The following is a 23,375-nucleotide window of genomic DNA, read 5'->3' on the forward strand; positions in this document are numbered from 1 at the left end:
ATTTGAAATTGTTAATGAGTTGTAAGTAAATGATTGGCATAAAAAAATAAATCCCGAGCATCCGGGATTTATTGTTCATGATGATTGACTACGCTCAAGTCGCTGATTATTCATATATAAACGTCCGAGTATGAGTACACAGGCAATACTTAACCCCACGATCAATCCAATCCATACACCCGCAGGGCCAATGTTGGTAAATCTAGAGAGATATACGCCTACAGGGAATGCAATCACCCAATAGGCAAGCATAGTAATCCACATAGGACCCTTTGTATCTTGCATGCCTCTTAGACAACCTGCAGCACTGATTTGCCAAGCGTCCATCAGTTGGTAAGCAACAGCGAATAGCACCAAGTAAACCGCAATTTGAGTCACCAATACATCAGAGGTATACAACGCGACAATTTGATGGCGGAAGACCCACAATAAAACCATGGTCATTACTGCCAGTACAGTACTTGTTGCTAAACCCAACCATTGGACTTTACGCATAGATTGGTAATCCTTTTCACCATAATACGTTCCCACTCGGATGGTAAGTGCGATCGCGAGAGACATCGGGATCATAAATAATTGTGACGTAATGGAGATGGCGATCTGATGCGCTGCTACCGTAATTTCACCCAATGGACTCAATACAATTGCTGCAGTACTGAAAATACTGACTTCAAAGAAGATAGCCAAGCCAATTGGGAAACCTAAAGCAAGGATGCGTTTTAACCAGTAGCGATCAATTTTTTCAAAATGACTAAAGGGTTGGGTTTTTTGATATGCCTGATTATTCAAGATATACAATGCCAACGTGATCAGCATCAGCCACTGTAGAATTGCCGTTGCAAATCCACATCCAGCACTTCCCAATGCAGGAATTGGACCTAGACCATACATAAACACAAAATTAAGCGGAATAAGTACGACTAAGGCCATTAAACTGATCACAGTCACTGGGCGTGGATTACCAATCGCCTCAGAGTATCCTCGTAGTGCAGCAAACATGGTGACCGCTGGCATACCGAATCCAATCGCATGTAAAAATAGGCCAGCTTTAGGGTGAAGTGACTCTGGAACGCCAAGAAGAGGAAGCGTATAGGGGAGAATCTGTAAGACTAGACCAGCAATAATCCCGAGAACTAAAGCAACCCATAATGCTTGTCGTGTAATAGTGGCAATTTTCTCTGGAGTCCTCGCACCGGTTGCTTCAGCAACCAACGGCGTTGTTGCAATCATAATACCGCTAAATAGCAACATGACAGGAATCCAAAGACCTACCCCGACAGCGATTGCTGCTAAGTCTAATGCAGATAAATGTCCTGCCATAATGGTATCAATCAGTCCTAATCCTGCTTGCGAAAATTGCGTAATCAAGATTGGGATCATGAGATGAAATAGTTTTTTTAATTCATAACTGATGTTGGAGGTTGCAGTCACATTAGACACAAAAATTACTCATCGTTTTTATGTGCTTAGAATGAAGGTTTAGCGTTGTAAAGTGAGAAGCACACCTATAAAAATCACCACGCCACCCAAAATGCGCTGCCAATTAATGGCAATTTTTTCTGTACCTAAAATTCCAAAATGGTCGACTATCATGGACATAACAATCTGTCCAAAAATAATTAATGCCGATAAGGTTAAGAAACCTAATTTAGGTGCGGAATAAATACTAATACTGATGGCATAAACACCTAAAAAACCGCCAAGCCAAAGATGCCAAGGAATTTGTACAATTTCGCTCAATTGTGGTTTTTCAGTCTGTTGAAAAAAAACCAGTATTGCGAGAACTATTGTACCAATCAAAAATGATAAAAGTGCAGCTTGTAATGGAGAATATAAATATTCACGTAATTGTGTGTTAATCGCAGTTTGGAAGGTCATTGCGATTCCGATCCCCAGCGCTAAAGGGATAAAGAATAAAAATTGGCTCGCGACTTTAAACATAAATGCACCCACGTCCTTGTTTTATATTGAGTGTAAAGTAAAAACTGAATCAGTTCTGAGCGTTATGGTGTAGTCATGTTAAAATAAGTTTTTTAAGTTTTGAGCTGTACGTTTGGCTACTTTGAATCCACAAGATATTCCATTGTCACTTTATATTCATATGCCGTGGTGTGTGCGTAAATGTCCATATTGCGACTTTAATTCGCATGCAGTACCCAATGGGGCATTGTCCATGACGTTGGAGAAAGAATATTTACAAGCATTGGTTGAGGATTTCAAAACACAGATAAATTTTGCTCAGGGTCGTCAAATTCATAGCGTGTTCATAGGTGGAGGTACTCCTTCTCTCATTTCTGCTCAAGGGTATCAATGGCTATTTGCTCAGCTAAGCGCTTTGATTCCGTTTGAGGATGATTGTGAAATTACCTTAGAAGCCAACCCGGGAACGGTAGAACATGATCCATTTGCAGATTATTTAAAGGCGGGGATCAATCGATTGTCTTTAGGTGTCCAAAGTTTTAACTCGAATCATCTTCAAAAACTGGGGCGTATTCATTCCAACCAAGATGCAATTTCAGCAATTGGTTTGGTGAAGGATGCAGGCTTTAAGCGAATTAATGTTGATTTAATGCACGGCTTACCTGAACAAACGCTTGAACAAGCATTACTTGACTTAAAACTTGCCGTGGAGCACGGTGCTACACATATCTCGTGGTATCAGTTAACCATTGAGCCCAATACCGTATTTTTTCGAACTCAACCTATATTGCCTGTCGATGATGTATTAGAAGAAATTCAGGTACAGGGTGAGGCCTATTTAATCGAAAATGGTTTTACTAACTACGAAGTGTCGGCTTGGCGTAAAGAAAAACCCTCAGCACATAATTTAAATTATTGGCAATTTGGCGATTACTTAGCGATTGGTGCTGGTGCGCATGCTAAAGTGACGCTAAGTGATGGTGTATATCGTTACCAAAAAACACGATTACCGAAAGATTATCTAGCGAAAGTCCCTGCAGAGCATTTGCAGTTTAAGAAAATTGAAGCTGATGAAATGCCATTCGAATTTATGATGAATGCACTTCGACTTAATCAAGGTGTACCAACTTCACATTATGAAGCTCGTACAGGTTTATCTTTGCAATCAATCCAAGATCAAGTTCAATCATTGATTGACAGAAAATTAATGGTAGATGATCCAAACCGTTTGTCATGCACTGCTCAAGGACATTTATATTTGAACTCATTGCTTGAGGAGTTTCTGTAAGTTTTATAGTTAAACTCCAATGTAATTTTTAACAGTGAAACTGTTAAATCCACATTTATTTCGCTTTTTTACTGTGAAAATAATGATGAGTTTTTTTAATGGTTTTCATCAAGATAGGTAATAAAAATGAAATTAGTTCTAGTGGCTTCAATCTTGGGATTGGCATTCGTTGGTTGTGCTGATAAAAAACAAAAATAGTGAGCAAATGTCAGAACAAGAGAGACCAGCGCATTTAAATGCTGAAGCTTCAGCGCCTGTTGATCAAGTTGCTCGTGCTGAAGGTGAACAGGTGATCCATTTTACTGGACCAATGGATTTAACATTAGAGCTAAAAACAAAAGACAATTTTCAGACGGCAGAACTCAGGGATAACTCGGATGCGGTTTATCACTTGAAGAGCGCGGTTGCTGCAAGTGGTGTAAAACTTGCAAATAGAGATGGTGTTTCAATTCATTTTAAAAATTTCAATGGTTTGAATGAGGGAACAGTTGAACTCGTGAAAGATAAGCCAATAGAGATTAAAGAGTACCGAGAGCATTAAAATATATGCATTAATTTACAACACCTGATTGGTTGTTCAATCAGGTGTTTTTTAATCCCTTAATTTGAGCGTTGATCTTCAACATATTTTTTTAAATGATTGGCCATTTCCCACTGAGAACCAATAAAACGATACAGGGCTTCAACTTCTTGTTTTGTCGCGTCTTGAATAAATTTATCGTCTAAAGTTACTTCAATAGTTCGTTCAAATTCTGTGCTATTGGCGTTGATACGATCAAATTCATAGGTAATTTTTGAATGGATTGGGACTTGAGCAAATTGTTCTATGGTTGCGATAACAAACTTCTTATCTTTCTCAAACTCAATCACATGCCATTCATTACTCCAATCTTTTATGCCTTGAATAGGGCTGCTAATAAATTCTTTGAAAGTCGTACCTTTTTGAACACGAATATTCTTAGGCTCAATGGCTTGAGTTGCACCCACATTAATTTTTGGCCAAAGATTCACATTGGTTAAAATATTGAAGACTTCACTCACAGGGCGATGAATAATGACCTCAGCAGATCCACTCGTCGAGTAATTCAAATTCTTTGTTGAATACGTCGTGGTTTTTTGGTGATTTTTAATATCCGATTCAGCGAAGCTATTTGTAGCGAGAAAGACTGCACTGAGTAAAGAGAAGGAGATCAATGTCTTATGCATATTATTTTCCTTTTTGTATATTGATAAAAGCTCATTTGGAATATTTATATCGCTTGATCAAGATACCACTGTTGTATTCTTGCTCTAAATGTAATTTCGTATTCTTAAAGTACAATGGTTTATTGAATTAATAAAAAAAGACCGCCTTGGCGGTCTTTTTTTCTATGAAATCTTAGTAATCAAAACTGAAGTGTTCAGCTTCTAAAGACATTAAAGTTTTCGAAGGGTTAACCATAGATTCAGCATGACCTTGGGCACGTGGAAGTAAACGCTCAAAGTAGAAATCTGCAACTTTGATTTTCGCTTTATAAAACTCAGGAGTTTCTTGACCATCACCTGATGCTAACTTCGCTGATGCCACTGCCGCTTGTTGAGCCCAGTAGTATGCCATCATTGCATAACCAGAGAACATTAAGTAATCCACAGAAGCACTTGAAACGATGTCGCGATCTTTGCGTGCAGCAAGCATAATACGTACAGTTAATGCGTTCCATTGTGCACAAATCTTAGTTAAGTCCCAAGCAAAACGGCGCATGTATTTATTGCGTGCGTGCTGGCCACAGAATTTTAAGATTTCAGCTGTATAGTCACGAACGACTTTACCTTTAGAAGATAACAGTACTTTACGACCGATTAAGTCTAGTGCTTGAACACCAGTTGTACCTTCGTAAAGCGTTGAAATACGCGCATCACGAACGATCTGCTCCATACCATGTTCTTTGATATAACCATGGCCACCAAAGACTTGCATACCGTGGTTTGCTGCTTCTAAACCTAACTCTGTTAAGAAGCCTTTCAAAATTGGGGTATAGAAACCTAATTTATCATCGTAATCATCAAACTTCGCTTGATCACCTTGAGCTAAAGCATCAGTCATTTTGTCAGCAAGCTGTGCAGCATGATAGATCATTGCACGGCCACCTTCAGCAATCGCTTTTTGAGTCAAAAGCATACGGCGAACATCAGCATGATGGATAATTGAGTCAGCTACTTTTTCAGGCTCTTTTTTACCTGAGAGTGCGCGCATTGACATACGTTCTTTTGCATAAGGTAATGCACCTTGGAATGCAAGTTCTGCATGTGCTAAACCTTGAACAGCAGTTCCGATACGCGCCGTATTCATGAAGGTAAACATTGCGTGTAAGCCTTTGTTGACTTCACCAATCAGATAACCCGTTGCAGCATCAAAGTTCAGTACGGCAGTAGCAGATGCTCTGATCCCCATTTTGTGTTCAATAGAACCGCAAGTCACAGGATTGCGTTTGCCTACACCACCATCAGCAGTTGGGATGAATTTTGGAACAATGAATAATGAAATACCACGCGTACCAGCTGGAGAGTCTGGAAGACGTGCCAACACAATATGAATGATATTTTCAGTTAAATCGTGTTCACCCGCAGAAATAAAGATTTTAGTACCTGTGATAGCATAAGTACCGTCACCTTTAGGTTCAGCTTTAGTTTTAACTTGACCCAAGTCTGTACCACATTGTGGTTCAGTCAAACACATTGTGCCTGACCATGTACCAGCAGTGAGGTGAGGCATGTAGGTGTTTTTCTGTTCTTCAGTACCAAATTGCATGATGGTATTCATACAACCCATACTTAAGCCCGGATACATCGTGAAAGACCAGTTTGCTGTACCCATCATTTCTGATTTGATCAGGTTCAGCGACATAGGCAGTGCTTGACCACCAAACTCTTCAGGATAAGAAAGACCTTGCCAGCCACCTTGTACAAACTGCTCGTAAGCTTCTTTGAAACCTTTAGGCGTTTTGACTTCGCCATCTTTAAAATGACAGCCTTCTTCATCTCCAGACTGATTAAGTGGAGATAATACATTTTCACAGAAATCTGCAGCACCTTCGATAATCATATCGACAGTATCAGAGTCAGCAGCTTCGCCGTTGCTTAGAGTTTTATAGTGCGCAGGATAATCAAAAACCTCGTTCATTAAGAAACGAATATCACGTACGGGCGCTTTATATGCAGGCATTGAACTTTTCCTAATTTGAATAGAGAAAATACTTGTTAGATGATCCGATTATTGACCTACAACACTAAAAAAACATTGATGTAAGTCACGGAAATAAATGTCAGAATTGCGAATTAGTGTTTAGGCTCATGAATGAATATAAACTGAATTCATTTGTTGTAGTAGGAGTTTATTAGAAAAAATAATATTATTAATACATAAGCTTAGGTTGGTTTTGTTGTGTGGATGATCATATGTTTAATTTGAATTTATTCAATTTGAATATGCACTAAAAATATGTCACTAAAATCAATTCGAAGAGATTTAATCGATATTATAGAGAGAAAAAAGTGCAATTTAAAAAATTGCACTATTCACAAGGCACTAAACGTGTGCAAAAACTAAATAAAATCTTTTAATTCTGGACGCACACCATTCCAAATCGCGAAAGATTCAATCGCTTGTCCAACGAGCATTCCAAATCCTTCTGCAGTCGGAATTCCACGCTGTTTCGCTTGATCAAGGAAAGTGGAAGGTTTGCCATAGGCCATTTCATAGGCATATTTGAATTTTAACTGTTGAGGTAGATTGATTGCATCGCCAGATAAGCTTGCCGAGGTAGCATTAATAACAATATCAAATTCACCTGCTATGTGATCAAGACCACAAGCGTTTAGCTCTAGATCTGGGACAGCAGGTTGTAAGTCCTGAATCAATTGCTCTGCGCGAGCAACCGTTCGATTAGCAATCATGATTTTATTTACACCAGCTTTATGCAGTGGATAAATCACGCCACGTGTTGCACCACCTGCGCCTAAAATAAGCACGGTTGCTTGCTCAAGAGGCCAATTTAAATGTTGAATGGCTGCAACAAGTCCTTGGCCATCGGTATTGTCGCCATGCAATACACCATCTTTCATCCATAGTGTATTTACTGCTTTTGCAATTTTGGCACGTTCAGTGAGTACATCACATTGTGCAAAAGCTTGTTCTTTAAACGGCACCGTGACATTCAGACCAATACCACCAGCCTTAAAAAATTCATTGATACTCTGTGTAAAACCATCGAGAGGAGCAAGGCGTTTGCTATATTCAAGGATCACCCCAGTCTTTTGTGCGAACGCATGATGAAGCTCTGGAGATCGAGATTGTTCAATGGGATTTCCAATTACGGCAAATTGTTTGCGCATTGCTCTAATTCCTGATGAAGAAGTGGCAAACAATATACGTCAAATGCAGAAAGTTCCCAATATGAACATCTTTAATGAAGTGTATTAATGACTTGGGTTACAAATTTCAAATAGGGTATGAAGTAAAATATGCGCAATGTTGAGCAGTAGACCAACAGCTGCAAACACCATCAAGCTAAAACCAAAGCTATCATTGAGTAGTGTTTCTGAAAATATAGTGGTACTGATTGCACTCAAAAGAGCAATAATCAGTGTCCAAAATACGACAACACGTGCGCGAATAGAGTTGTGTTGCATATCGATTCCTTATGCAGAAGTAAAGACTTCCATGAGTAATACAAGTAAAAATTGATTGTACAGTACTTTGCTTAAATTAAACTTAAGAGCTGTGTCAGAAGTGTGACAAAATTTAATCAATTTTATCTATTGTGCCTTTTTTTCTAAGAGAATGTAATGGAATTATTCAATTTCGTTAGACAATGGGATGAATATATTGCTCAACAAAAAAGCCCTGTTTTAACAGGGCGAGTGATTTACATTTAATGCAGTTCAGCGAGCCAATCTCTCGGTTTTAAATAGTAGTCGGTTAATTTTTTTTCAGCAGAGCCTTCATCCCATTCAGGTCTGTATTTCCAACCCGTTAATGGAGGAAGACTTACTAAAATAGACTCAATTCGACCGCCAGTTTGTAATCCAAATAACGTCCCTCGATCGTAAACTAAGTTATATTCCACATAGCGCCCACGACGATACAATTGGAAATCGCGTTGAGCTTCACTATAGGGTTTATCTTGATTACGTTGGAAGATTGGTAGAATCGCATTGAGATATCCATTGCCTACAGCTTGCATGTATTTAAAACAAGTTTCGAAATCCCACTGATTTAAGTCATCAAAAAATAACCCACCGACACCACGTTGTTCATCACGATGCTTCAAATAAAAATAATCGTCACACCATTTTTTATGATCTTGGTAGACATGATCGCCAAAAGGTGCACAAAGATCGTGCGCAGTTTGATGCCATGATTTAACATCTTCATCATTCGGATAAAATGGCGTTAAATCAAAACCGCCGCCAAACCACCAAATAGGATCTTGTCCTTCTTTTTCTGCGACAAATAGTCTTACGTTGGCATGTGAGGTCGGCACATTTGGATTTCTAGGATGGATCACTAAAGAAACCCCCATGGCTTGTGCTTGTGCGCCAGCTATATGTGGGTGCCGTTCGGTAGCAGATGCTGGTAACTTTGAGATATTGATGTGCGAGAACATCACACCACCTTTTTCGATCACTGTACCATCTTGCAATACGCGTGATCTGCCACCACCACCTTCGGGACGTTCCCAATCATCGATCTCAAATTGGGCATTACCGCCACCTTGTTGTTCTTGTTGTTCAAGCGCAGCACAAATTCGAGTTTGTAAGTCGAGTAAAAATTCACGAACACGTTGAATATCTGCAGAAGTCGGGTGTGACATACCAAGCCTCTTGGGCAATGAAAAACTAGCTACATCAAAACATAAATTGTATGAAAGATTAAGGTAATTTTATCGATATAGCAGATCGAGATTTAAGTTTAGTCAGGGTAAACGTACTTTGTGATTTGAATTTGCTTATGAATCCTGACCAAGATACTAGGTTGAATTAAAACAATAAGCTCCTCAAAATAGGACGACTGAAAGCAGTTAAGCTTTTAATATGTGGTGATTTTAAAGGTGGGGATATGTTCGAAAACGTTGTTTCACTGGTGCAAAAATATAATGTTCCAGGTCCTCGATATACGAGCTATCCCACAGTTCCGTATTGGGAGCAGTCGACTTTTGATCGAGTACTATGGCAGCAAAAACTAAAAATACGTTTTGATAAATCGAATAGCCAACATGGTATTAGCCTTTACATTCACTTACCTTTTTGCGAGTCCTTATGTACTTTTTGTGGATGTCATAAAAAAATCACTAAAAAACATGAAATGGAACAGCCCTATATTTTGGCTCTGTTAAAAGAATGGAAATTGTATTGTGAGTTATTTGTAGAGCGTCCTTTGATTAAAGAGATACATCTAGGCGGAGGGACACCTACATTTTTTTCTCCTCAGCATCTTAAACAGTTGATTGATGGGCTTTTAGCGTTATCAGCAGTAGCTGAAGATCATCAATTTAGTTTTGAAGGACATCCTAATAATACTTCCTACGAACATTTAAAGACGCTGTTTGAATTGGGTTTTAGACGCGTTAGTTTTGGTGTGCAGGATTATAATGAAACCGTGCAGAAAGCGATCCACCGAATTCAACCTATTGAACACGTAAAGCAGGTTACAAAATGGGCGCGTGAAATTGGTTATACGTCTATTTCGCATGATTTGGTCTACGGGCTGCCCTTTCAATATTTAGATGATGTTTTAAACACAATTGATCAAACCATTCAAATTAAGCCAGATCGTTTAGCCTTTTACAGTTATGCACATGTACCATGGATCAAAGGTAATGGGCAACGTGGTTTTAAAGACCATGATGTTCCGCGCGATGAAGAGAAAAGACAGTGTTATGAGCAAGGAAAACAAAAATTATTGTCTGCTGGATATCATGAAATAGGAATGGATCATTTTGCGCTTGAGCATGATGATATGTATCAGGTATTTCAAGCCCAACAGTTACATCGTAATTTTATGGGATATACCGTTTCAAAAACAGAAGTGATGATTGGCTTAGGGATGTCAGCTATTGGCGATTGTTGGCAAGGTTTTGCCCAAAATGAAAAGACGCTTGAAAATTATTATGCTCGATTAGAACAAAATGAAATTCCAGTTTTTAAAGGCCATCTTTTAACAGAAGAAGATTTGAAAATCAGAAAACACATTTTAAATCTCATGTGCCACTTTGAGACGAATTGGCAAGGTGACATGGATTTTGCACAGCGACCACAAGTTTTAGAAGATTTAGCTGAAATGCAAAATGACCAACTTGTGAAGATGAGTGAATATGGATTGAAGGTAACGGAAGCTGGAAAACCATTTGTACGAAATATCTGTATGGCTTTCGATTTAAGGTTAAAAAGAAACAAACCTGAAAATCGGATATTTTCTATGACGATATAGTCATCTTCACAAATTAGATTGAGTCTAAGTGAAAAAATACCCCTAAGCATCGGGGTATTTTTTACAACGATTAAATTATGCTGTAGTTAAAAATCATCCTTTTGATACATATGTGACATGCGCTCATGTTTGGTTTTTAAGTATTCTTCATTGAATTTATTCAAACCGACCGTTAACGGGACACGATCAACCACATCAATTCCTAAATCAGTTAAAGCTTTAATTTTGAGAGGATTATTCGTAACCAGTTTGACTTTTTTCACTTGTAAGTGATCCAGCATGATACTGCACATATCGTATTTACGCGCATCAGCGGGTAAGTTGAGCATCAGGTTGGCATCCACTGTGTCATGTCCTTGATCTTGCAAGGCATAAGCACGAATTTTATTGGTTAAACCAATACCACGACCTTCTTGACGTAAATATAAAATTACGCCTTGTCCTGCTTCGTTAATCAGTTTTTGAGTTGCTTGAAGTTGTGGGCCACAATCACATTTTAATGAAGCAAAAGCATCACCTGTTAAACATTCGGAATGGATTCGTACCAAGACAGGAGAGGTGGGTGCTGTATCTAATCCTTTTGACAATGCTACGTGTTCTTCACCTGTTTTAGGATCTTGAAAAACAGTGATTTTAAAATCACCAAAGGCAGTGGGTAATTTAGATGTGGCAACAAACTCTATAGGCACAGCGACTTCCATTACATGTTCATAATTTGGCTAAAGTATAGCTGAATGATCAGACCATAGTTGAGTATCATTGTGCAAATTTACACAGAAGATTTCCTTTTTTTTGCAAAGCACAAGATAATAGTTGATAAGTAGCATCGATATTCAGGATAATCTAGCTACCTAACAACGCCCGTTTAGCGAAAGCTTAACACTGGACCAATATAAATGTGGTTGATTTAAGGTGTTTTTTTTCGATTTCTCGATCAATAAGAAGAATCGAGCTAACCCATTTACCTAGCTTAGGATTTGCCAGGCTTTAGAAGGCATTGCCACATATGTTGTATACCGAAATACCTAGTCAACGTCCTGTTACGCCTTTGTTGGATGCGATTGATCATCCAATGCAATTGCGTCAACTAGCCAAAGAACAATTGAGTCAAGTGTCGGACGAGCTACGTCAATTTATTTTGTATGCTGCTGGACAAAGTGGTGGGCATTTCGGTGCCAATCTGGGTGTAATCGAATTAACTGTTGCTTTGCATTATTGTTTCAATACACCACATGATCGTCTTATTTGGGATGTGGGTCATCAAGCATATCCACATAAAGCTTTGACTGGACGTCGTGAGCAACTAACAACAATTCGTGCAAAAAATGGCTTAGCGGCGTTCCCCGCTCGTGAAGAGTCTGAGTTTGATACTTTTGGTGTGGGCCACTCATCAACTGCTATTTCAGCGGGTTTGGGAATGGCTTTAGCTCGTCGTTATCAAAAAGATCCTTGTGAAGTGGTTGCAATTATCGGTGATGGTGCAATGACAGCAGGGATGGCATTCGAAGCCATGAATGATGCTGTTGCACATAATGCTGATCTCATGGTGGTACTGAACGATAATGATATGTCGATTTCATGTAGCACGGGTGGTTTTGCAAAACATTTGGCTGCGATTTGGGAAAAAGGGCAATCTGTACACATTGATGAGCAGGGTAATCCATTTATTCGGGATTATCCTGAGTGGGACTACACTTCACGCTTACATTGTGCTGCTACAGAGGCTGCAGATAACTTATTTAAAGCGATTGGATTTGACTATTTTGGTCCATTCGATGGTCATAATGTCGATGAACTTGTTAATGTATTTAGTGCCTTAAAAAAACGTAAGGGGCCGCGCTTAATTCATATCTATACCAAGAAAGGTAAGGGCTTCGCACCTGCTGAAGCAGATCAAATAAAATATCACGCAATTGCTAAATTAAATGCTGCATCAGCTTCAACAAAAGCACCCAAATATTCTGATGTTTTTGGGCAATGGTTGTGTGATGAAGCCCAGTTGGATGATAAGTTGTTAGCCATTACACCTGCCATGTGTGAAGGTTCAGGTATGGTGCAATTCGCCAAACAATATCCTGATCGTTACTTTGATGTGGCAATTGCAGAACAACATGCAGTGACCTTAGCTGCTGGTATGGCATGTGAAGGTTTAAAACCAGTAGTGGCAATTTATTCAACCTTCTTACAGCGTGGTTATGATCAGCTCATTCATGATGTGGCATTACAAAACCTTGATGTCACATTTGGTATCGATCGTGCAGGTTTAGTAGGTGAGGATGGACCAACTCATGCTGGTGCATATGATTACGCATTTATGCGTACAGTTCCGAATATCGTGATTATGGCACCCAAAGATGAAAATGAATGCCGTCAAATGCTACATACCGCTTATTTGCACCCGGGTCCTGCTGCAGTACGTTATCCACGCGGAAATGGTTTAGGTGTTGAAATTCAAAAAGAACTGACAGCGCTTGAAATTGGTAAAGCTGAGTTAACTTTGGAGCTGAATGTAAAAGCCGAAGAAGTGATTACTATTTTAGCTTTCGGTAGCCGCGTGAGTGTTGCAGAACATGCTGCTCAGCTTTTAGTTGATCAATTGGATGTTGCAGTACGCGTTGTGAATATGCGTTTTGTTAAACCCCTAGATGGTCAAATCATTCGACAATATGCAGATCAAACCCAACTTTTTGTAACGGTTGAAGAGCATGCAGTCATGGGTGGTGCTGGAAGTGCTGTGAATGAATTTATAATGGCCGATCACATTCTTAAGCCAGTTTTGAACATAGGTTTACCTGATCAATTCTTAGCGCAAGCCAGTCATGCTGAGATGCTTAAAGATTGTGGATTAGATGCAGAAGGTATTCAATCTTCAATTCAACAAGCTTGGTTAAAGCTTGTACAGGTGGTTTAAATACAAGTCATAAAATTTTAGAAACATTTTTTACCTAAAAGCGTCGATATTTGATAAAATGTCGGCGCTTTTATGCATTATTCTTTATCAGTATCTTCAAATTTGTAGTGGGTGTTCAATGGAACCTATGGTGGTGATGGCTGCGCGTGCGGCTCAAACAGTTGGTCAAGAGCTTTTAAAAGCGCATCAGAATCGTCATAAACTTGATCTGCAAGTTGAAGAAAAAGGTATCGAAGGTCCTGTGACTCGCGTTGATCGCTATGTTGAAGAGTTGACGATCGATATCTTGCGCAAAAGCTATAAAAATCACAGCTTCCTTGGTGAAGAGTTTGGTATGCAAGAAGGTAAAGGTCACGATGCTGACTGGTGTTGGGTGATCGATCCTTTAGATGGTACTTTAAACTTCATTAATGGTGTCCCACACTTCTGTATTTCTATTGCAGTTCAACACAAAGGCGTGACTCAACACGGTGTTGTGTATGACCCAATCAAAGATGAATTGTTCTCTGCGAGTCGCGGTCGCGGTGCAATGATGAACCAACGTCGTATTCGTGTGAATGTAAAAGATAGTTTAGATCGTACATTCTTGGCTGTTGGTCATGCATATCGTGCTAAACGCGATGGCGAAGTAGTTTCTTATGCAAAAAATCACTTCGATTCTTTGTTGGCTGTATCTGAACAAGGTGCTCAATTCCGCCGTTTAGGTTCGGCAGCACTTGACTTAGCTTATGTTGCTGCTGGTCGTTACGATGGTTATTTCGAACTTGGTTTGAAACCATGGGATATCGCAGCGGGTGAGCTAATTGTTAAAGAGGCTGGTGGTACAGTAGTTGATGCGCGCGGTGGTTCAAATTCAATGGAAAATGGTCAAGTCTTGGCTTGTTCTATGAAATTATTGAAACCATTGATGCAAGCAGTTGTCCCAGCTTGGGGTGCTGCTGCTAAATAAGCAGATCAAATTTATGAAAGCTCCCTAACTGGGAGCTTTTTTATGTCCAAAACATGATAAATTTGAATATTTGTACTTGAATGCACCAAAAAGCAATTAAACTTAATGACTTTATAAAAAAATCTGTTATACTCCGCGCACGCACTAAATTTCGTTCATTACCTGAACATTTCTCTTCTATATTGTGTATGCGCGTCCGGTCCAAAGAGAGGACATTATTTCGCGCCCCACCCAATCGCTAAAAGCGATTCCTTCAGGTTCAGGCTGTAATCATGTGTGCGTTATACGCATCGTCGTTCTCGGATCGCCGCTGATTCTATATTTTCAGCGATTATTGCTGTACCGCTTTTTGCCGATGTCCATCAGACTTTATTTAATGGAGCACCCAATTTTCGGGTGAAAAACTCTATGAGCAAAACTTTTGCTGATTTTCCACTACACGAATCACTTCAACAAGCATTACAAGCATTAGGCTTTACATCGCCTACTCCTGTTCAGGAACAATCAATTCCTGCTGCTTTAGATGGTAAAGATCTTTTAGTATCAAGCCAAACAGGTTCTGGTAAAACTGCTGCATTCTTATTGCCTACACTTCACGCTTTAGCGGGTAGTGAAGATACGTTGCTTTCTTTCAAAGAGCGTATGCGTGCTGTAACTGCACCTACAATTTTAGTACTTTGCCCAACACGTGAATTGGCTCAACAGGTCAGCCAAGATGCGATTGCATTTGTACGTCACATGAAAGGTGTTCGTATTGCTGCGATTATGGGAGGTATGCCTTTTGGTAAACAAATCCAACAATTAAAAGGTGCACAAGTTGTTGTAGCGACTCCAGGTCGTTTACTTGATCTTGTAAACCGTCGACAAATCAAATTGGACAAAGTTAAATCATTAATCGTAGATGAAGCAGACCGTATGCTTGATCTTGGTTTCTCTGAAGATTTAGAGGCGATCAGTGATTTAGCGGGTAACCGTGATCAAACATTAATGTTCTCTGCGACTTTCGCACCACGTATTATTACGTTGGCAGAACGTATGATGAATGAACCAGAACGTATTGCGATTGAAACTGGTCACACGACGAATACTGACATCACTCAGACTTTACATTGGACTGATGGTTTTGAGCACAAGAAAAAGCTTTTAACACATTGGTTAAATGAAGAAGATCTTGATCAAGCTGTTGTATTTGCTTCTACGCAAGAAGATACAGATATGCTTGCAGAAGAACTGTCTGAAGCTGGTCTTTCAGTTGTAGCACTTCATGGTGCAATGCCACAGACTGTACGTAACCGTCGTTTGCGCAGCATCCGTGAAGGTCGCGCAAAAATTTTAGTTGCAACTGATGTTGCAGCACGTGGTCTAGATGTACCAACAATTTCACACGTGATTAACTTTGGTCTTCCAATGAAGAACGAAGATTATGTACACCGTATTGGTCGTACAGGTCGCGCAGGTCGTACTGGTAAAGCAATCACATTAGCGACTTACCGTGAACGTGGTAAAATTCGTGCTTTAGAAGACTACTTAGATGCACGTCTAGAAGTTTCTGAAATTGAAGGTCTTGAGCCATCTCCACCTCCAGCACGCGGTAGTCGTGATGGCGCTGGTCGCGGTCGTGGCCGTGGTGGTGAAGGCCGTGGCCGTGGTGGTTTCGGTGGTGGTCGTCGTTTTGAAGGTGAATCAAACTTCAAACGTCGCGAAGGTAACCGTGATGGCGAACGCCGTTCGTTTGGTGAAGATCGTCCACGTCGTGAATTCAATGGTGAGGATCGTCCACGTCGCGAGTTTAACAACGACCGTCCACGTCGTGAATTTAATGGCGAAGATCGTCCGCGTCGCGAGTTCAACAACGATCGTCCACGTCGTGAATTCAATAGTGAAGATCGTCCACGTCGCGAGTTTAACAATGACCGTCCACGTCGTGAGTTTAATGGCGAAGATCGTCCACGTCGCGATTTCGGTGACCGTCCGCAACGTTCATTTGATGATCGTCCAAAGCGTGATTTCGGTGATCGCCCTCGTTCTAACGATGACAATCGTGGTAACCGTGTAGATTATAAACCTCGTGAAAACAGTTTTGGTGACCGCCCAAAACGTGATTTCGGTGACCGTCCAGCACGTCGTGAAGGTGGTTTTGATCGTCCAAAACGTACATTTGGTGATGACCGTCCAAAGCGTGAATTCAATAGCGATCGCCCACGTCGTAAATTTAACGACTAATCGGTAAAGCTAAATAAAAACCAGCCTTCGGGCTGGTTTTTTATTGCTCATATAAAAAAATCTGTTAGAATAAAAGTGAATAAGTTCACATTATTTATGGTAAATGTAAAATATGAATAATAAGATTATAATGATTGAGACGAAGCAAATGAATGTTGGTGCAATCATGATGTACGTGTTCTTTTTATTGGTATTACTTAATCTTGCCTATTACTTTTTTAGTATCACATTATAAATTTATAAAAAAGAATAATTTCAAATCATTGTTTCATAAATAAAACACATCTTTCTATAAGCAAAATTAATAAAAATGATCAATAATGCTACAATGTCCGCTTAACCTTGTATTTTATAAATAACATTTAAATTCAGTTATTTCAGAGTATAGTATGCAAGCTGAAAAATTGTAGGAACACGCTCAGCTATGAATAATCAAATACAAATCGATGAGCAAGCGTTGATCGAAGTAAAAAATTTAAGCTTTAATCGTGGTGATCGTGTTATTTACGACCAAGTCAATTTAAAGATTCGTAAGGGTCAAATTACTGCCATTATGGGGCCTTCAGGGACGGGGAAAACCACGCTTCTTAGACTCATTGGGGGGCAACTTGTACCTGATGCAGGCGAGGTCTTGTTGGATGGTAAAAATATTAGCCAAATGAGTCGTCAGGAATTGTTTAAAGCTCGTGCTCGTATGGGGATGCTCTTTCAGAGTGGTGCGCTTTTCACTGATATGACTGTCTATGAAAATGTAGCTTTCCCTATCCGCGCCCATACTCAATTGCCTGAACATTTGATTGCAGAACTGGTCGCTTTAAAACTCGAATCTGTGGGATTACGTGGCGCTGAGCAAATGATGCCTTCTGAGCTTTCAGGGGGGATGAATCGCCGTGTGGCGTTAGCTCGTGCAATCGCACTAGATCCAGATTTGATTATGTACGATGAACCATTTGCTGGTCAGGATCCCATCGTAATGGGGGTTTTAACCCGATTGATTCGTTCTTTACGAGAAGCGTTAGACCTAACGACCATTATCGTGTCTCACGATGTTGCTGAAACATTATCGATCGCAGATTACATTTATGTGGTTGCGGAAGGTAAAGTACAAGGCGAGGGCACACCTGATCAGTTAAAGAATCATAGTTCGCCTTTCGTCCGTCAATTCTTAACAGGTTCGGTCGAAGGTCCTGTGGATTATCAATTTAGTCATCAAGCATATTTAAGTGATGAGGTGCGTACATGAATGCGATAGCCTCACTAGGTAGACGCGTTATAGAACGTGTTCAAGGTATTGGCGTTGCAGCCATTATGCTAGTTCAAATTTTATTTTCGATACCGACTTGGATTGGAGTCAAACTCTTTATCTATCAAATGTATCGTGTTGGCGTATTATCATTGCTTATCATTGTGGTGTCAGGGCTGTTTATAGGTGCAGTCTTGGGTTTACAGATGTATAGCATTTTGGTCACTTTCGGCAGTGAAGCGATGCTTGGTGCAGCAGTTTCGTTGACCTTGTTGCGTGAACTTGCGCCAGTGGTTGCTGCACTTCTTTTTGCGGGGCGTGCAGGATCTGCTTTAACCGCCGAAATTGGTTTGATGAAAGCGACTGAGCAATTGTCTAGTATGGAAATGATCGGTGTTGATCCACTTAAACGCATTATTTCACCACGTTTATGGGCGGGTATATTTAGTTTGCCTATGCTTGCCGTAATTTTTGCTGCTGTGGGGATCATGGGCGGAAAAATGGTCGGTGTGGATTTTTTAGGTGCTGATGAAGGTTCGTATTGGAGTGGTATGGAAAGTGCCGTTCAATTTTATAAAGATGTCTTTAATGGCACGATCATCAAAAGCTTTGTATTTGCTTTAATCTGTACGTGGATTGCCGTATATCAGGGATATTCATGCGAGCCTACATCAGAAGGCATTGCGACAGCAACAACAAGAACGGTAGTGTATTCATCACTATGTGTTTTAGGATTTGATTTTGTTTTGACTGCGGTCATGTTTGGAGGTGTGTAATGAAATCACGTACGAGTGAGCTCGCAGTTGGAATATTCGTGATTCTATTTGGTTGTGCATTATTTTTCTTGGCAATGAAAGTAAGTGGTTTAGCTGGGACAAATTTAAAAGACAGTTATAGCATGACCGCAACTTTTGATAATGTGAATGGTATTAAACCACGTGCTAAAGTTGCACTGAGCGGTGTAAAAGTTGGTGAAGTTGAGTCAATCACATTAGATCCGTTAACACGTCTTGCAACAGTGAAAATTAATTTAGATGGTGAGCTGACATCTTTCAATGATGAACAACTTAAAACTGTGCAAGAAGGTGCTTTAGAAGAGTTGCGTTATAGCAGTGACTATGAAGCTGCTACGCCATCGCAACAAAAAGAAATGGAAAAGCAACTGATCGCTAACATGAACTCCATCACCAATATTGATGAAGATGCTTACATTATGGTAGCGACAAATGGCTTACTGGGCGAGAAGTATCTCAAAATTGTTCCAGGTGGTGGTTTAAATTATTTAAAACGTGGTGATCAAATTGGCAACACACAAAGCACAATGGAAATTGAAGACTTAGTGTCTAAATTTGTGACTGGTGGTGCTGGTGATTCAGCTGCGAAAAAAGATTCAAATGGTTCATCAGATGCAGAAACTGTAGAATTCACAGATGAAACTGCTTCTTTTGTTGAATGATTAAATAGAGGAAAAATAAATGAATACGTTCGTAAAGCAAACACTGACTGTTAGCGTTTTATCGACGATGATTGCGAGTACAGCATTTGCTGCACCTACGGAGACTCCTCCTGCATTTATCAAAAAAGTAGCTGATGGCTTAATTTCACGTTTAAAAGCAGACCAAGCTAAGTTACAAAATAATCCTGCTGCGGTACGCGCAATTGTTCGTCAAAATTTAGATCCATATATTGATTCGCAATCATTTACTCGTATCGTGATGGGAACTTATGCGACGAATCAATATAGTAATGCTGCTCAACGCGCACAGTTTGAGAAGAACTTCCGTGAAACATTGATTGAAAACTATGGTAGTGCTTTCTCTAAGTTCTCTAATCAGACATATACAATTCGTCCCTATAAAGCATCTAACACTAAAAACCCTGTTGTAACGATTGATTTTATTAACAAAGGTGAGAAGATCCCTGTATCGTTCCAATTGGCTGATAAAGGTGATCAGTGGAAGATTCGCAATATCAACGTTTCTGGAATTGACTTAGGTTTGCAATTCCGTAATCAGTTTGCTGCTACTGTGAAGCGTAATGGTGGCGATATCAATAAAGCAATTGCAAACTTTAAGCCTGATGCTGAAGCTGCAGTTGAGAAAAAATAACAGAGAACAATTGTGATTTCACTCAAAGATCAAGAAATTATAGTTTCTGGAAAAATTAGTTTCGACAATGCTGAACAGTATTATCAACAAGGTTTAATGTTGATTCAGCAGGCAAAGCAGTTTCCACTTACTGTAAATTTATCAGGTCTTGAACATGGTAGTACTCTGGCGCTAGCTGTTTTAGTGCGTTTATTGCGTCAAGCACCTGGAATATCGAGTTTACAGTTTAAATCTGTGCCAGAAAAAATGATGAAAATCATTCAATCTTGCCATTTAGAAAATGATTTAAAATTGATTTGATTGAAAAATAAAAAAGCACCTTAGGGTGCTTTTTTATCGCTTTAAAATAGTAATTTACTCAACAGAAGGTACTTCATACGTTGTTTAAAAAACACAACATCCAAGCGTGCTCAAATCCATTTTTTCCATCTAAAATAAATCAGTGGTCCAAATAAGAATACTAGGATAATCAGACTGACAACAACAAAGCTCGTCGTTCCTTGAGCAAAGGGCAGTACATCAGTGTTCATACCATAAATACTGGCCACCAACATCGGGGGAGCAAGCATGCTAGGTAAAATCGAGAATCGACGAATCGTATCATTCTGTTCAGTATTAATGAAACCCGAAGTGGTATCCAATAGGAATCGAACCTTTTGGAACAAGAATGCATCATGTTCTACTAATGAGCGAACATCCTCACTGAGTTCTCGAATATCAGCATCATAAATATGACTGCCTAAGGCACGAGGTCTTGCTAAGAAGGTCAGAACGCGGCGTAAGTCAATCAAACAGAGTTGTGCTTTACCCAACATATCTTCTTTTTGAGCAAGACGGGTAATCATATCATCGAGATCAAGAATTTGTTCACGGTGGCGAACATTCAATACTTCTGTAGAGTAGAGTTCTAGATCCTTGTGGATATCTTCTAAGATATCCGCAAGCTCATCGAGTTTAGCTTCGAGTAAACCCAAAAGTATCCAAGTCGGATCTTTATAGTCAATGTCGTAATCATTACGGCGAGCACGTGCTCGAAAGGCACGGAAAGCAACGAGCTTTTCACCACGTAAAGTAAATAGTCGATCTTTATGTAAAATAAATGCAACGGTTTGAACCGTTCCTAGCATATTGGATGACTCTTCAGGGTCACCATCGACTTGGTAGTTTTTATTTTTCGTTAAAAAATACGTACTGATATGTAAAATGCCATCATCATCACGGTAGAATCGTGCAGATGAAGAAATATCTTCTAATGATTTTAGTGTTGGAAGATTTTGTTTATAGGCATCTAAAACCCATTCTTGCTCATCTTGAGAGGGTGCAATTAAATCGATCCAAACCAATTCAGGGTGTAAATCAAACCCACCATTGATCGTTGCATCTTCTAGACTACCGCGCTCTGTGGCATAAAAGGCTTCAAGCATTTTATCTTTTCTCCCTTGCGCAGTTTGTGTGTGAACGATGGGTGTATTTTAGACAAGGATGCCATGAAAAAAAACTGATTCCATCATTAATTAGGTTAAAAAACACAGAACATATCATTTTAATTGTTGTTATAAAAACTTAAGGCTAATTTTAAATGAATTCTATTGCAATATTTTGTGGTTCAACATTAGGTTCCGATCCTGTTTATGCTGATGCAGCAAAGAAAACAGGGAAATATTTAGCGCAACAAGGCAAGAACTTGGTGTATGGTGGCGGTCGTTCAGGATTAATGGGGATTGTTGCGGATAGTGCATTAGAGGCTGGTGGAAAGGTCATTGGCGTGATTCCACAAGGATTGGTGGATCGTGAATTAGCACATCCAAATTTGACTAAACTTCACGTTGTTACCAGTATGCATGAGCGTAAAACGCTGATGGCAGATTTGTCGGATGGTTTTATTGCCTTACCGGGTGGTGCAGGAACAATTGAAGAAATTTTTGAACAATGGACATGGGCGCAACTCGGTATTCATCTTAAACCTTGCGCATTTTTAAACATTAACGGGTTTTATGATGTTCTATTACAATTCATTCAACATACGACAGATCAAGAGTTTACTCGAGCTCGCTTTACCAATGCATTAATCAATTCAACTTCAATCGAGGATATTGTGTCAAAATTCGAGTCTTATCAGGCACCACAACCGAAATGGGGTGTCCAAGATCGAGAAGATTTGGTGAAACTAGATACATGAGCAAAGTCATTACTGTCGCAGCAGCGATTATTTCCAATGAGGATCAGCAGTTGTTGTTGGTTCGAAAAAAGAATACCCAGTTTTTCATGCAAGTTGGTGGGAAGTTAGAGGAGAATGAGCCTTCTGAGGACACGATTCTGCGAGAAATTAAAGAAGAAATTGGCGCTGAGGCAGTAATAGATCAATATATAGGTCGTTTTGAAACCAAAGCTGCAAATGAAGCGGATCATCAGTTGATTAGTTATCTCTATCGAGTTCAGCTTAAACAAGAGCCTCATATTCATGCAGAAATTGCTGAAATGAAATGGATCGATTTAGATGATGATGCTACGCCTTTAGCACCGTTAACTCGAGAAATCGTGATTCCTTGGTGTAGGCAGCATTTTAATGCCAATTAAAACTTAAAGTGACTGTGTCAATATTCTGCGGCTGCAATGCATGCGATCTGAACGTTCTGACAGCCGAGCTTTTCTAGTGCATTGGCCAACGCATTGACTGAACTCCCTGTGGTCACGACATCGTCAATAATCAGGATATTTCTAAACTTTCCTTTTTCTGAACGTATTGGTTTGAATTGAGATTGAATATCCTCGATTCTTTCTACACGTGTTAAGCCTTTCTGTGAGTGTTGTGCTGAACGTTCAATTGGCTGCCAAATGGGTATTTGCAGTTTTTTGGAAAGAATTTTTCCGATGACCATCATTTGATTATAACCACGCTCTTTCAAGCGCTCGTTTGAAATAGGCATAGGTACAATCGCTTGAAAACGTTTCAGTTTAAGTTCTAGCAATGTGTGTGCTAGAAAAGTTTGATAATGAAGTTGTTGTTCATATTTGAATAAGTGAATAATGCGATCTATAGGAAAGCTATAGTCGAAACAAGCATAAATATTTCTTTCATGTCGATGAATGAGTGAAGGGCTTTTCCATGGGAGCATTGTCCAACAGTCATCACATAATCTGTGGGTTTGAGTTGGAGAGAATCCACATAATTGGCAAGCGCGTCGTGATAATAATGTGTGATAGAGGTTATGAATAGGGCTCAGCATCATGGCTCAAGTTATTTTTATTGTGAGTACCTATGATT

23 protein-coding genes are annotated in these 23,375 nt (G+C 39.6%); 13 read left to right on the forward strand and 10 right to left on the reverse strand.

All coding sequences use genetic code 11. The annotated features are described in order from the left end of the window. Positions 1–75 precede the first annotated feature (75 nt). Both AC1M9J_RS12225 and AC1M9J_RS12230 read right to left on the reverse strand, forming a co-directional pair. The gene (locus AC1M9J_RS12225) at positions 76–1,380 is read right to left on the reverse strand and encodes an MATE family efflux transporter (protein WP_481952420.1); all 1,305 of its coding nucleotides are present in this window, start codon (positions 1,378–1,380) and stop codon (positions 76–78) included. 99 nt (positions 1,381–1,479) lie between these two features. Further along, a complete protein-coding gene (locus AC1M9J_RS12230) occupies positions 1,480–1,941 on the reverse strand; it encodes a DMT family transporter (protein ID WP_035264998.1) in 462 nt (153 codons plus the stop codon). Between the two features lie 112 nt (positions 1,942–2,053). Between AC1M9J_RS12230 and hemW the strand changes: the two genes are divergently transcribed. Further along, a complete protein-coding gene (gene hemW, locus AC1M9J_RS12235; RefSeq protein WP_481596522.1) occupies positions 2,054–3,208 on the forward strand; it encodes a radical SAM family heme chaperone HemW in 1,155 nt (384 codons plus the stop codon). Positions 3,209–3,413: 205 nt separating this feature from the next. Continuing rightward, on the forward strand, positions 3,414–3,749 hold the full coding sequence (locus tag AC1M9J_RS12240; protein ID WP_481596521.1) for a hypothetical protein: 336 nt from the start codon (positions 3,414–3,416) through the stop codon (positions 3,747–3,749). Positions 3,750–3,808: 59 nt separating this feature from the next. On the opposite strand, the gene AC1M9J_RS12245 is transcribed toward AC1M9J_RS12240, so the two are convergent. From AC1M9J_RS12245 to hemF, 5 genes are all read right to left on the reverse strand, one after another. Further along, positions 3,809–4,414, reverse strand: coding sequence for an SRPBCC family protein (locus AC1M9J_RS12245; RefSeq protein ID WP_481596520.1), 606 nt, complete (start codon positions 4,412–4,414; stop codon positions 3,809–3,811). Between the two features lie 172 nt (positions 4,415–4,586). Next, positions 4,587–6,410 (reverse strand): acyl-CoA dehydrogenase C-terminal domain-containing protein, encoded by a 1,824-nt coding sequence (locus AC1M9J_RS12250; protein ID WP_481952397.1) that lies wholly within the window; start codon positions 6,408–6,410, stop codon positions 4,587–4,589. A 380-nt stretch (positions 6,411–6,790) separates the two neighbouring features. Further along, positions 6,791–7,579 (reverse strand): shikimate dehydrogenase, encoded by a 789-nt coding sequence (aroE, locus tag AC1M9J_RS12255; RefSeq protein ID WP_481596518.1) that lies wholly within the window; start codon positions 7,577–7,579, stop codon positions 6,791–6,793. 84 nt (positions 7,580–7,663) lie between these two features. Beyond that, positions 7,664–7,876: a hypothetical protein gene (locus tag AC1M9J_RS12260; protein WP_481596517.1), complete on the reverse strand. Its 213-nt coding sequence runs from the start codon at positions 7,874–7,876 to the stop codon at positions 7,664–7,666. Positions 7,877–8,118: 242 nt separating this feature from the next. Continuing rightward, positions 8,119–9,060: an oxygen-dependent coproporphyrinogen oxidase gene (hemF, locus tag AC1M9J_RS12265; protein WP_035265021.1), complete on the reverse strand. Its 942-nt coding sequence runs from the start codon at positions 9,058–9,060 to the stop codon at positions 8,119–8,121. A gap of 245 nt (positions 9,061–9,305) precedes the next feature. Between hemF and hemN the strand changes: the two genes are divergently transcribed. Then, positions 9,306–10,676 (forward strand): oxygen-independent coproporphyrinogen III oxidase, encoded by a 1,371-nt coding sequence (gene hemN / locus AC1M9J_RS12270; protein WP_481596516.1) that lies wholly within the window; start codon positions 9,306–9,308, stop codon positions 10,674–10,676. An 86-nt stretch (positions 10,677–10,762) separates the two neighbouring features. On the opposite strand, the gene ribA is transcribed toward hemN, so the two are convergent. Continuing rightward, the gene (gene ribA / locus AC1M9J_RS12275) at positions 10,763–11,365 is read right to left on the reverse strand and encodes a GTP cyclohydrolase II (RefSeq protein WP_180028265.1); all 603 of its coding nucleotides are present in this window, start codon (positions 11,363–11,365) and stop codon (positions 10,763–10,765) included. Between the two features lie 317 nt (positions 11,366–11,682). Here ribA and dxs point away from each other — a divergent pair, with 317 nt between their 5' ends. The 8 genes from dxs (at position 11,683) to AC1M9J_RS12315 (ending at position 20,410) form a co-directional block, all read left to right on the forward strand. After that, complete coding sequence (gene dxs / locus AC1M9J_RS12280; protein WP_481952398.1) at positions 11,683–13,587, forward strand: 1-deoxy-D-xylulose-5-phosphate synthase; 1,905 nt, start codon at positions 11,683–11,685, stop codon at positions 13,585–13,587. Between the two features lie 118 nt (positions 13,588–13,705). Beyond that, positions 13,706–14,536 (forward strand): inositol monophosphatase family protein, encoded by an 831-nt coding sequence (locus AC1M9J_RS12285; protein ID WP_035265030.1) that lies wholly within the window; start codon positions 13,706–13,708, stop codon positions 14,534–14,536. Positions 14,537–14,944: 408 nt separating this feature from the next. Then, entirely contained in the window at positions 14,945–16,759 is a 1,815-nt protein-coding gene (locus AC1M9J_RS12290; protein ID WP_481596539.1) for a DEAD/DEAH box helicase, read from the forward strand. Between the two features lie 424 nt (positions 16,760–17,183). Further along, on the forward strand, positions 17,184–18,002 hold the full coding sequence (locus AC1M9J_RS12295; RefSeq protein WP_035265033.1) for an ABC transporter ATP-binding protein: 819 nt from the start codon (positions 17,184–17,186) through the stop codon (positions 18,000–18,002). Next, positions 17,999–18,778: a lipid asymmetry maintenance ABC transporter permease subunit MlaE gene (gene mlaE / locus AC1M9J_RS12300; RefSeq protein WP_481592051.1), complete on the forward strand. Its 780-nt coding sequence runs from the start codon at positions 17,999–18,001 to the stop codon at positions 18,776–18,778. The genes AC1M9J_RS12295 and mlaE overlap by 4 nt, the downstream gene beginning before the upstream one ends. After that, on the forward strand, positions 18,778–19,458 hold the full coding sequence (gene mlaD, locus AC1M9J_RS12305; protein WP_180028249.1) for an outer membrane lipid asymmetry maintenance protein MlaD: 681 nt from the start codon (positions 18,778–18,780) through the stop codon (positions 19,456–19,458). The genes mlaE and mlaD overlap by 1 nt, the downstream gene beginning before the upstream one ends. Positions 19,459–19,477: 19 nt before the next feature. Further along, positions 19,478–20,110, forward strand: a complete 633-nt coding sequence (locus tag AC1M9J_RS12310) for an MlaC/ttg2D family ABC transporter substrate-binding protein (RefSeq protein ID WP_035265038.1) — start codon at positions 19,478–19,480, stop codon at positions 20,108–20,110. Between the two features lie 12 nt (positions 20,111–20,122). Continuing rightward, positions 20,123–20,410, forward strand: coding sequence for an STAS domain-containing protein (locus tag AC1M9J_RS12315; RefSeq protein WP_481592050.1), 288 nt, complete (start codon positions 20,123–20,125; stop codon positions 20,408–20,410). Between the two features lie 110 nt (positions 20,411–20,520). On the opposite strand, the gene AC1M9J_RS12320 is transcribed toward AC1M9J_RS12315, so the two are convergent. Beyond that, positions 20,521–21,534 (reverse strand): CorA family divalent cation transporter, encoded by a 1,014-nt coding sequence (locus AC1M9J_RS12320; RefSeq protein ID WP_035265042.1) that lies wholly within the window; start codon positions 21,532–21,534, stop codon positions 20,521–20,523. A gap of 155 nt (positions 21,535–21,689) precedes the next feature. Here AC1M9J_RS12320 and AC1M9J_RS12325 point away from each other — a divergent pair, with 155 nt between their 5' ends. Together AC1M9J_RS12325 and AC1M9J_RS12330 are read left to right on the forward strand one after the other, a co-directional pair. After that, positions 21,690–22,289, forward strand: coding sequence for an LOG family protein (locus AC1M9J_RS12325; RefSeq protein WP_481952399.1), 600 nt, complete (start codon positions 21,690–21,692; stop codon positions 22,287–22,289). After that, the gene (locus AC1M9J_RS12330; RefSeq protein WP_481586778.1) at positions 22,286–22,687 is read left to right on the forward strand and encodes an NUDIX hydrolase; all 402 of its coding nucleotides are present in this window, start codon (positions 22,286–22,288) and stop codon (positions 22,685–22,687) included. The genes AC1M9J_RS12325 and AC1M9J_RS12330 overlap by 4 nt, the downstream gene beginning before the upstream one ends. A 17-nt stretch (positions 22,688–22,704) precedes the next feature. On the opposite strand, the gene AC1M9J_RS12335 is transcribed toward AC1M9J_RS12330, so the two are convergent. Next, positions 22,705–23,337, reverse strand: a complete 633-nt coding sequence (locus AC1M9J_RS12335) for a ComF family protein (RefSeq protein WP_481586779.1) — start codon at positions 23,335–23,337, stop codon at positions 22,705–22,707. Positions 23,338–23,375: the final 38 nt, after the last annotated feature.

This window comes from Acinetobacter sp. ANC_7588 (genome assembly GCF_056783995.1).

Coding starts and splice junctions, on each gene's coding strand:
- AC1M9J_RS12330 (WP_481586778.1), top strand. CDS start 22,286: ATGAGCAAAGTCATTACTGTCGCAGCAGCGATTATTTCCAATGAGGAT.
- AC1M9J_RS12335 (WP_481586779.1), bottom strand. CDS start 23,337: ATGCTGAGCCCTATTCATAACCTCTATCACACATTATTATCACGACGC.
- mlaD (WP_180028249.1), top strand. CDS start 18,778: ATGAAATCACGTACGAGTGAGCTCGCAGTTGGAATATTCGTGATTCTA.
- AC1M9J_RS12245 (WP_481596520.1), bottom strand. CDS start 4,414: ATGCATAAGACATTGATCTCCTTCTCTTTACTCAGTGCAGTCTTTCTC.
- AC1M9J_RS12310 (WP_035265038.1), top strand. CDS start 19,478: ATGAATACGTTCGTAAAGCAAACACTGACTGTTAGCGTTTTATCGACG.
- hemN (WP_481596516.1), top strand. CDS start 9,306: ATGTTCGAAAACGTTGTTTCACTGGTGCAAAAATATAATGTTCCAGGT.
- AC1M9J_RS12250 (WP_481952397.1), bottom strand. CDS start 6,410: ATGCCTGCATATAAAGCGCCCGTACGTGATATTCGTTTCTTAATGAAC.
- AC1M9J_RS12285 (WP_035265030.1), top strand. CDS start 13,706: ATGGAACCTATGGTGGTGATGGCTGCGCGTGCGGCTCAAACAGTTGGT.
- AC1M9J_RS12240 (WP_481596521.1), top strand. CDS start 3,414: ATGTCAGAACAAGAGAGACCAGCGCATTTAAATGCTGAAGCTTCAGCG.
- AC1M9J_RS12225 (WP_481952420.1), bottom strand. CDS start 1,380: ATGATCCCAATCTTGATTACGCAATTTTCGCAAGCAGGATTAGGACTG.
- AC1M9J_RS12320 (WP_035265042.1), bottom strand. CDS start 21,534: ATGCTTGAAGCCTTTTATGCCACAGAGCGCGGTAGTCTAGAAGATGCA.
- AC1M9J_RS12230 (WP_035264998.1), bottom strand. CDS start 1,941: ATGTTTAAAGTCGCGAGCCAATTTTTATTCTTTATCCCTTTAGCGCTG.
- aroE (WP_481596518.1), bottom strand. CDS start 7,579: ATGCGCAAACAATTTGCCGTAATTGGAAATCCCATTGAACAATCTCGA.
- AC1M9J_RS12260 (WP_481596517.1), bottom strand. CDS start 7,876: ATGCAACACAACTCTATTCGCGCACGTGTTGTCGTATTTTGGACACTG.
- hemF (WP_035265021.1), bottom strand. CDS start 9,060: ATGTCACACCCGACTTCTGCAGATATTCAACGTGTTCGTGAATTTTTA.
- dxs (WP_481952398.1), top strand. CDS start 11,683: ATGTTGTATACCGAAATACCTAGTCAACGTCCTGTTACGCCTTTGTTG.
- AC1M9J_RS12295 (WP_035265033.1), top strand. CDS start 17,184: ATGAATAATCAAATACAAATCGATGAGCAAGCGTTGATCGAAGTAAAA.
- AC1M9J_RS12290 (WP_481596539.1), top strand. CDS start 14,945: ATGAGCAAAACTTTTGCTGATTTTCCACTACACGAATCACTTCAACAA.
- mlaE (WP_481592051.1), top strand. CDS start 17,999: ATGAATGCGATAGCCTCACTAGGTAGACGCGTTATAGAACGTGTTCAA.
- AC1M9J_RS12325 (WP_481952399.1), top strand. CDS start 21,690: ATGAATTCTATTGCAATATTTTGTGGTTCAACATTAGGTTCCGATCCT.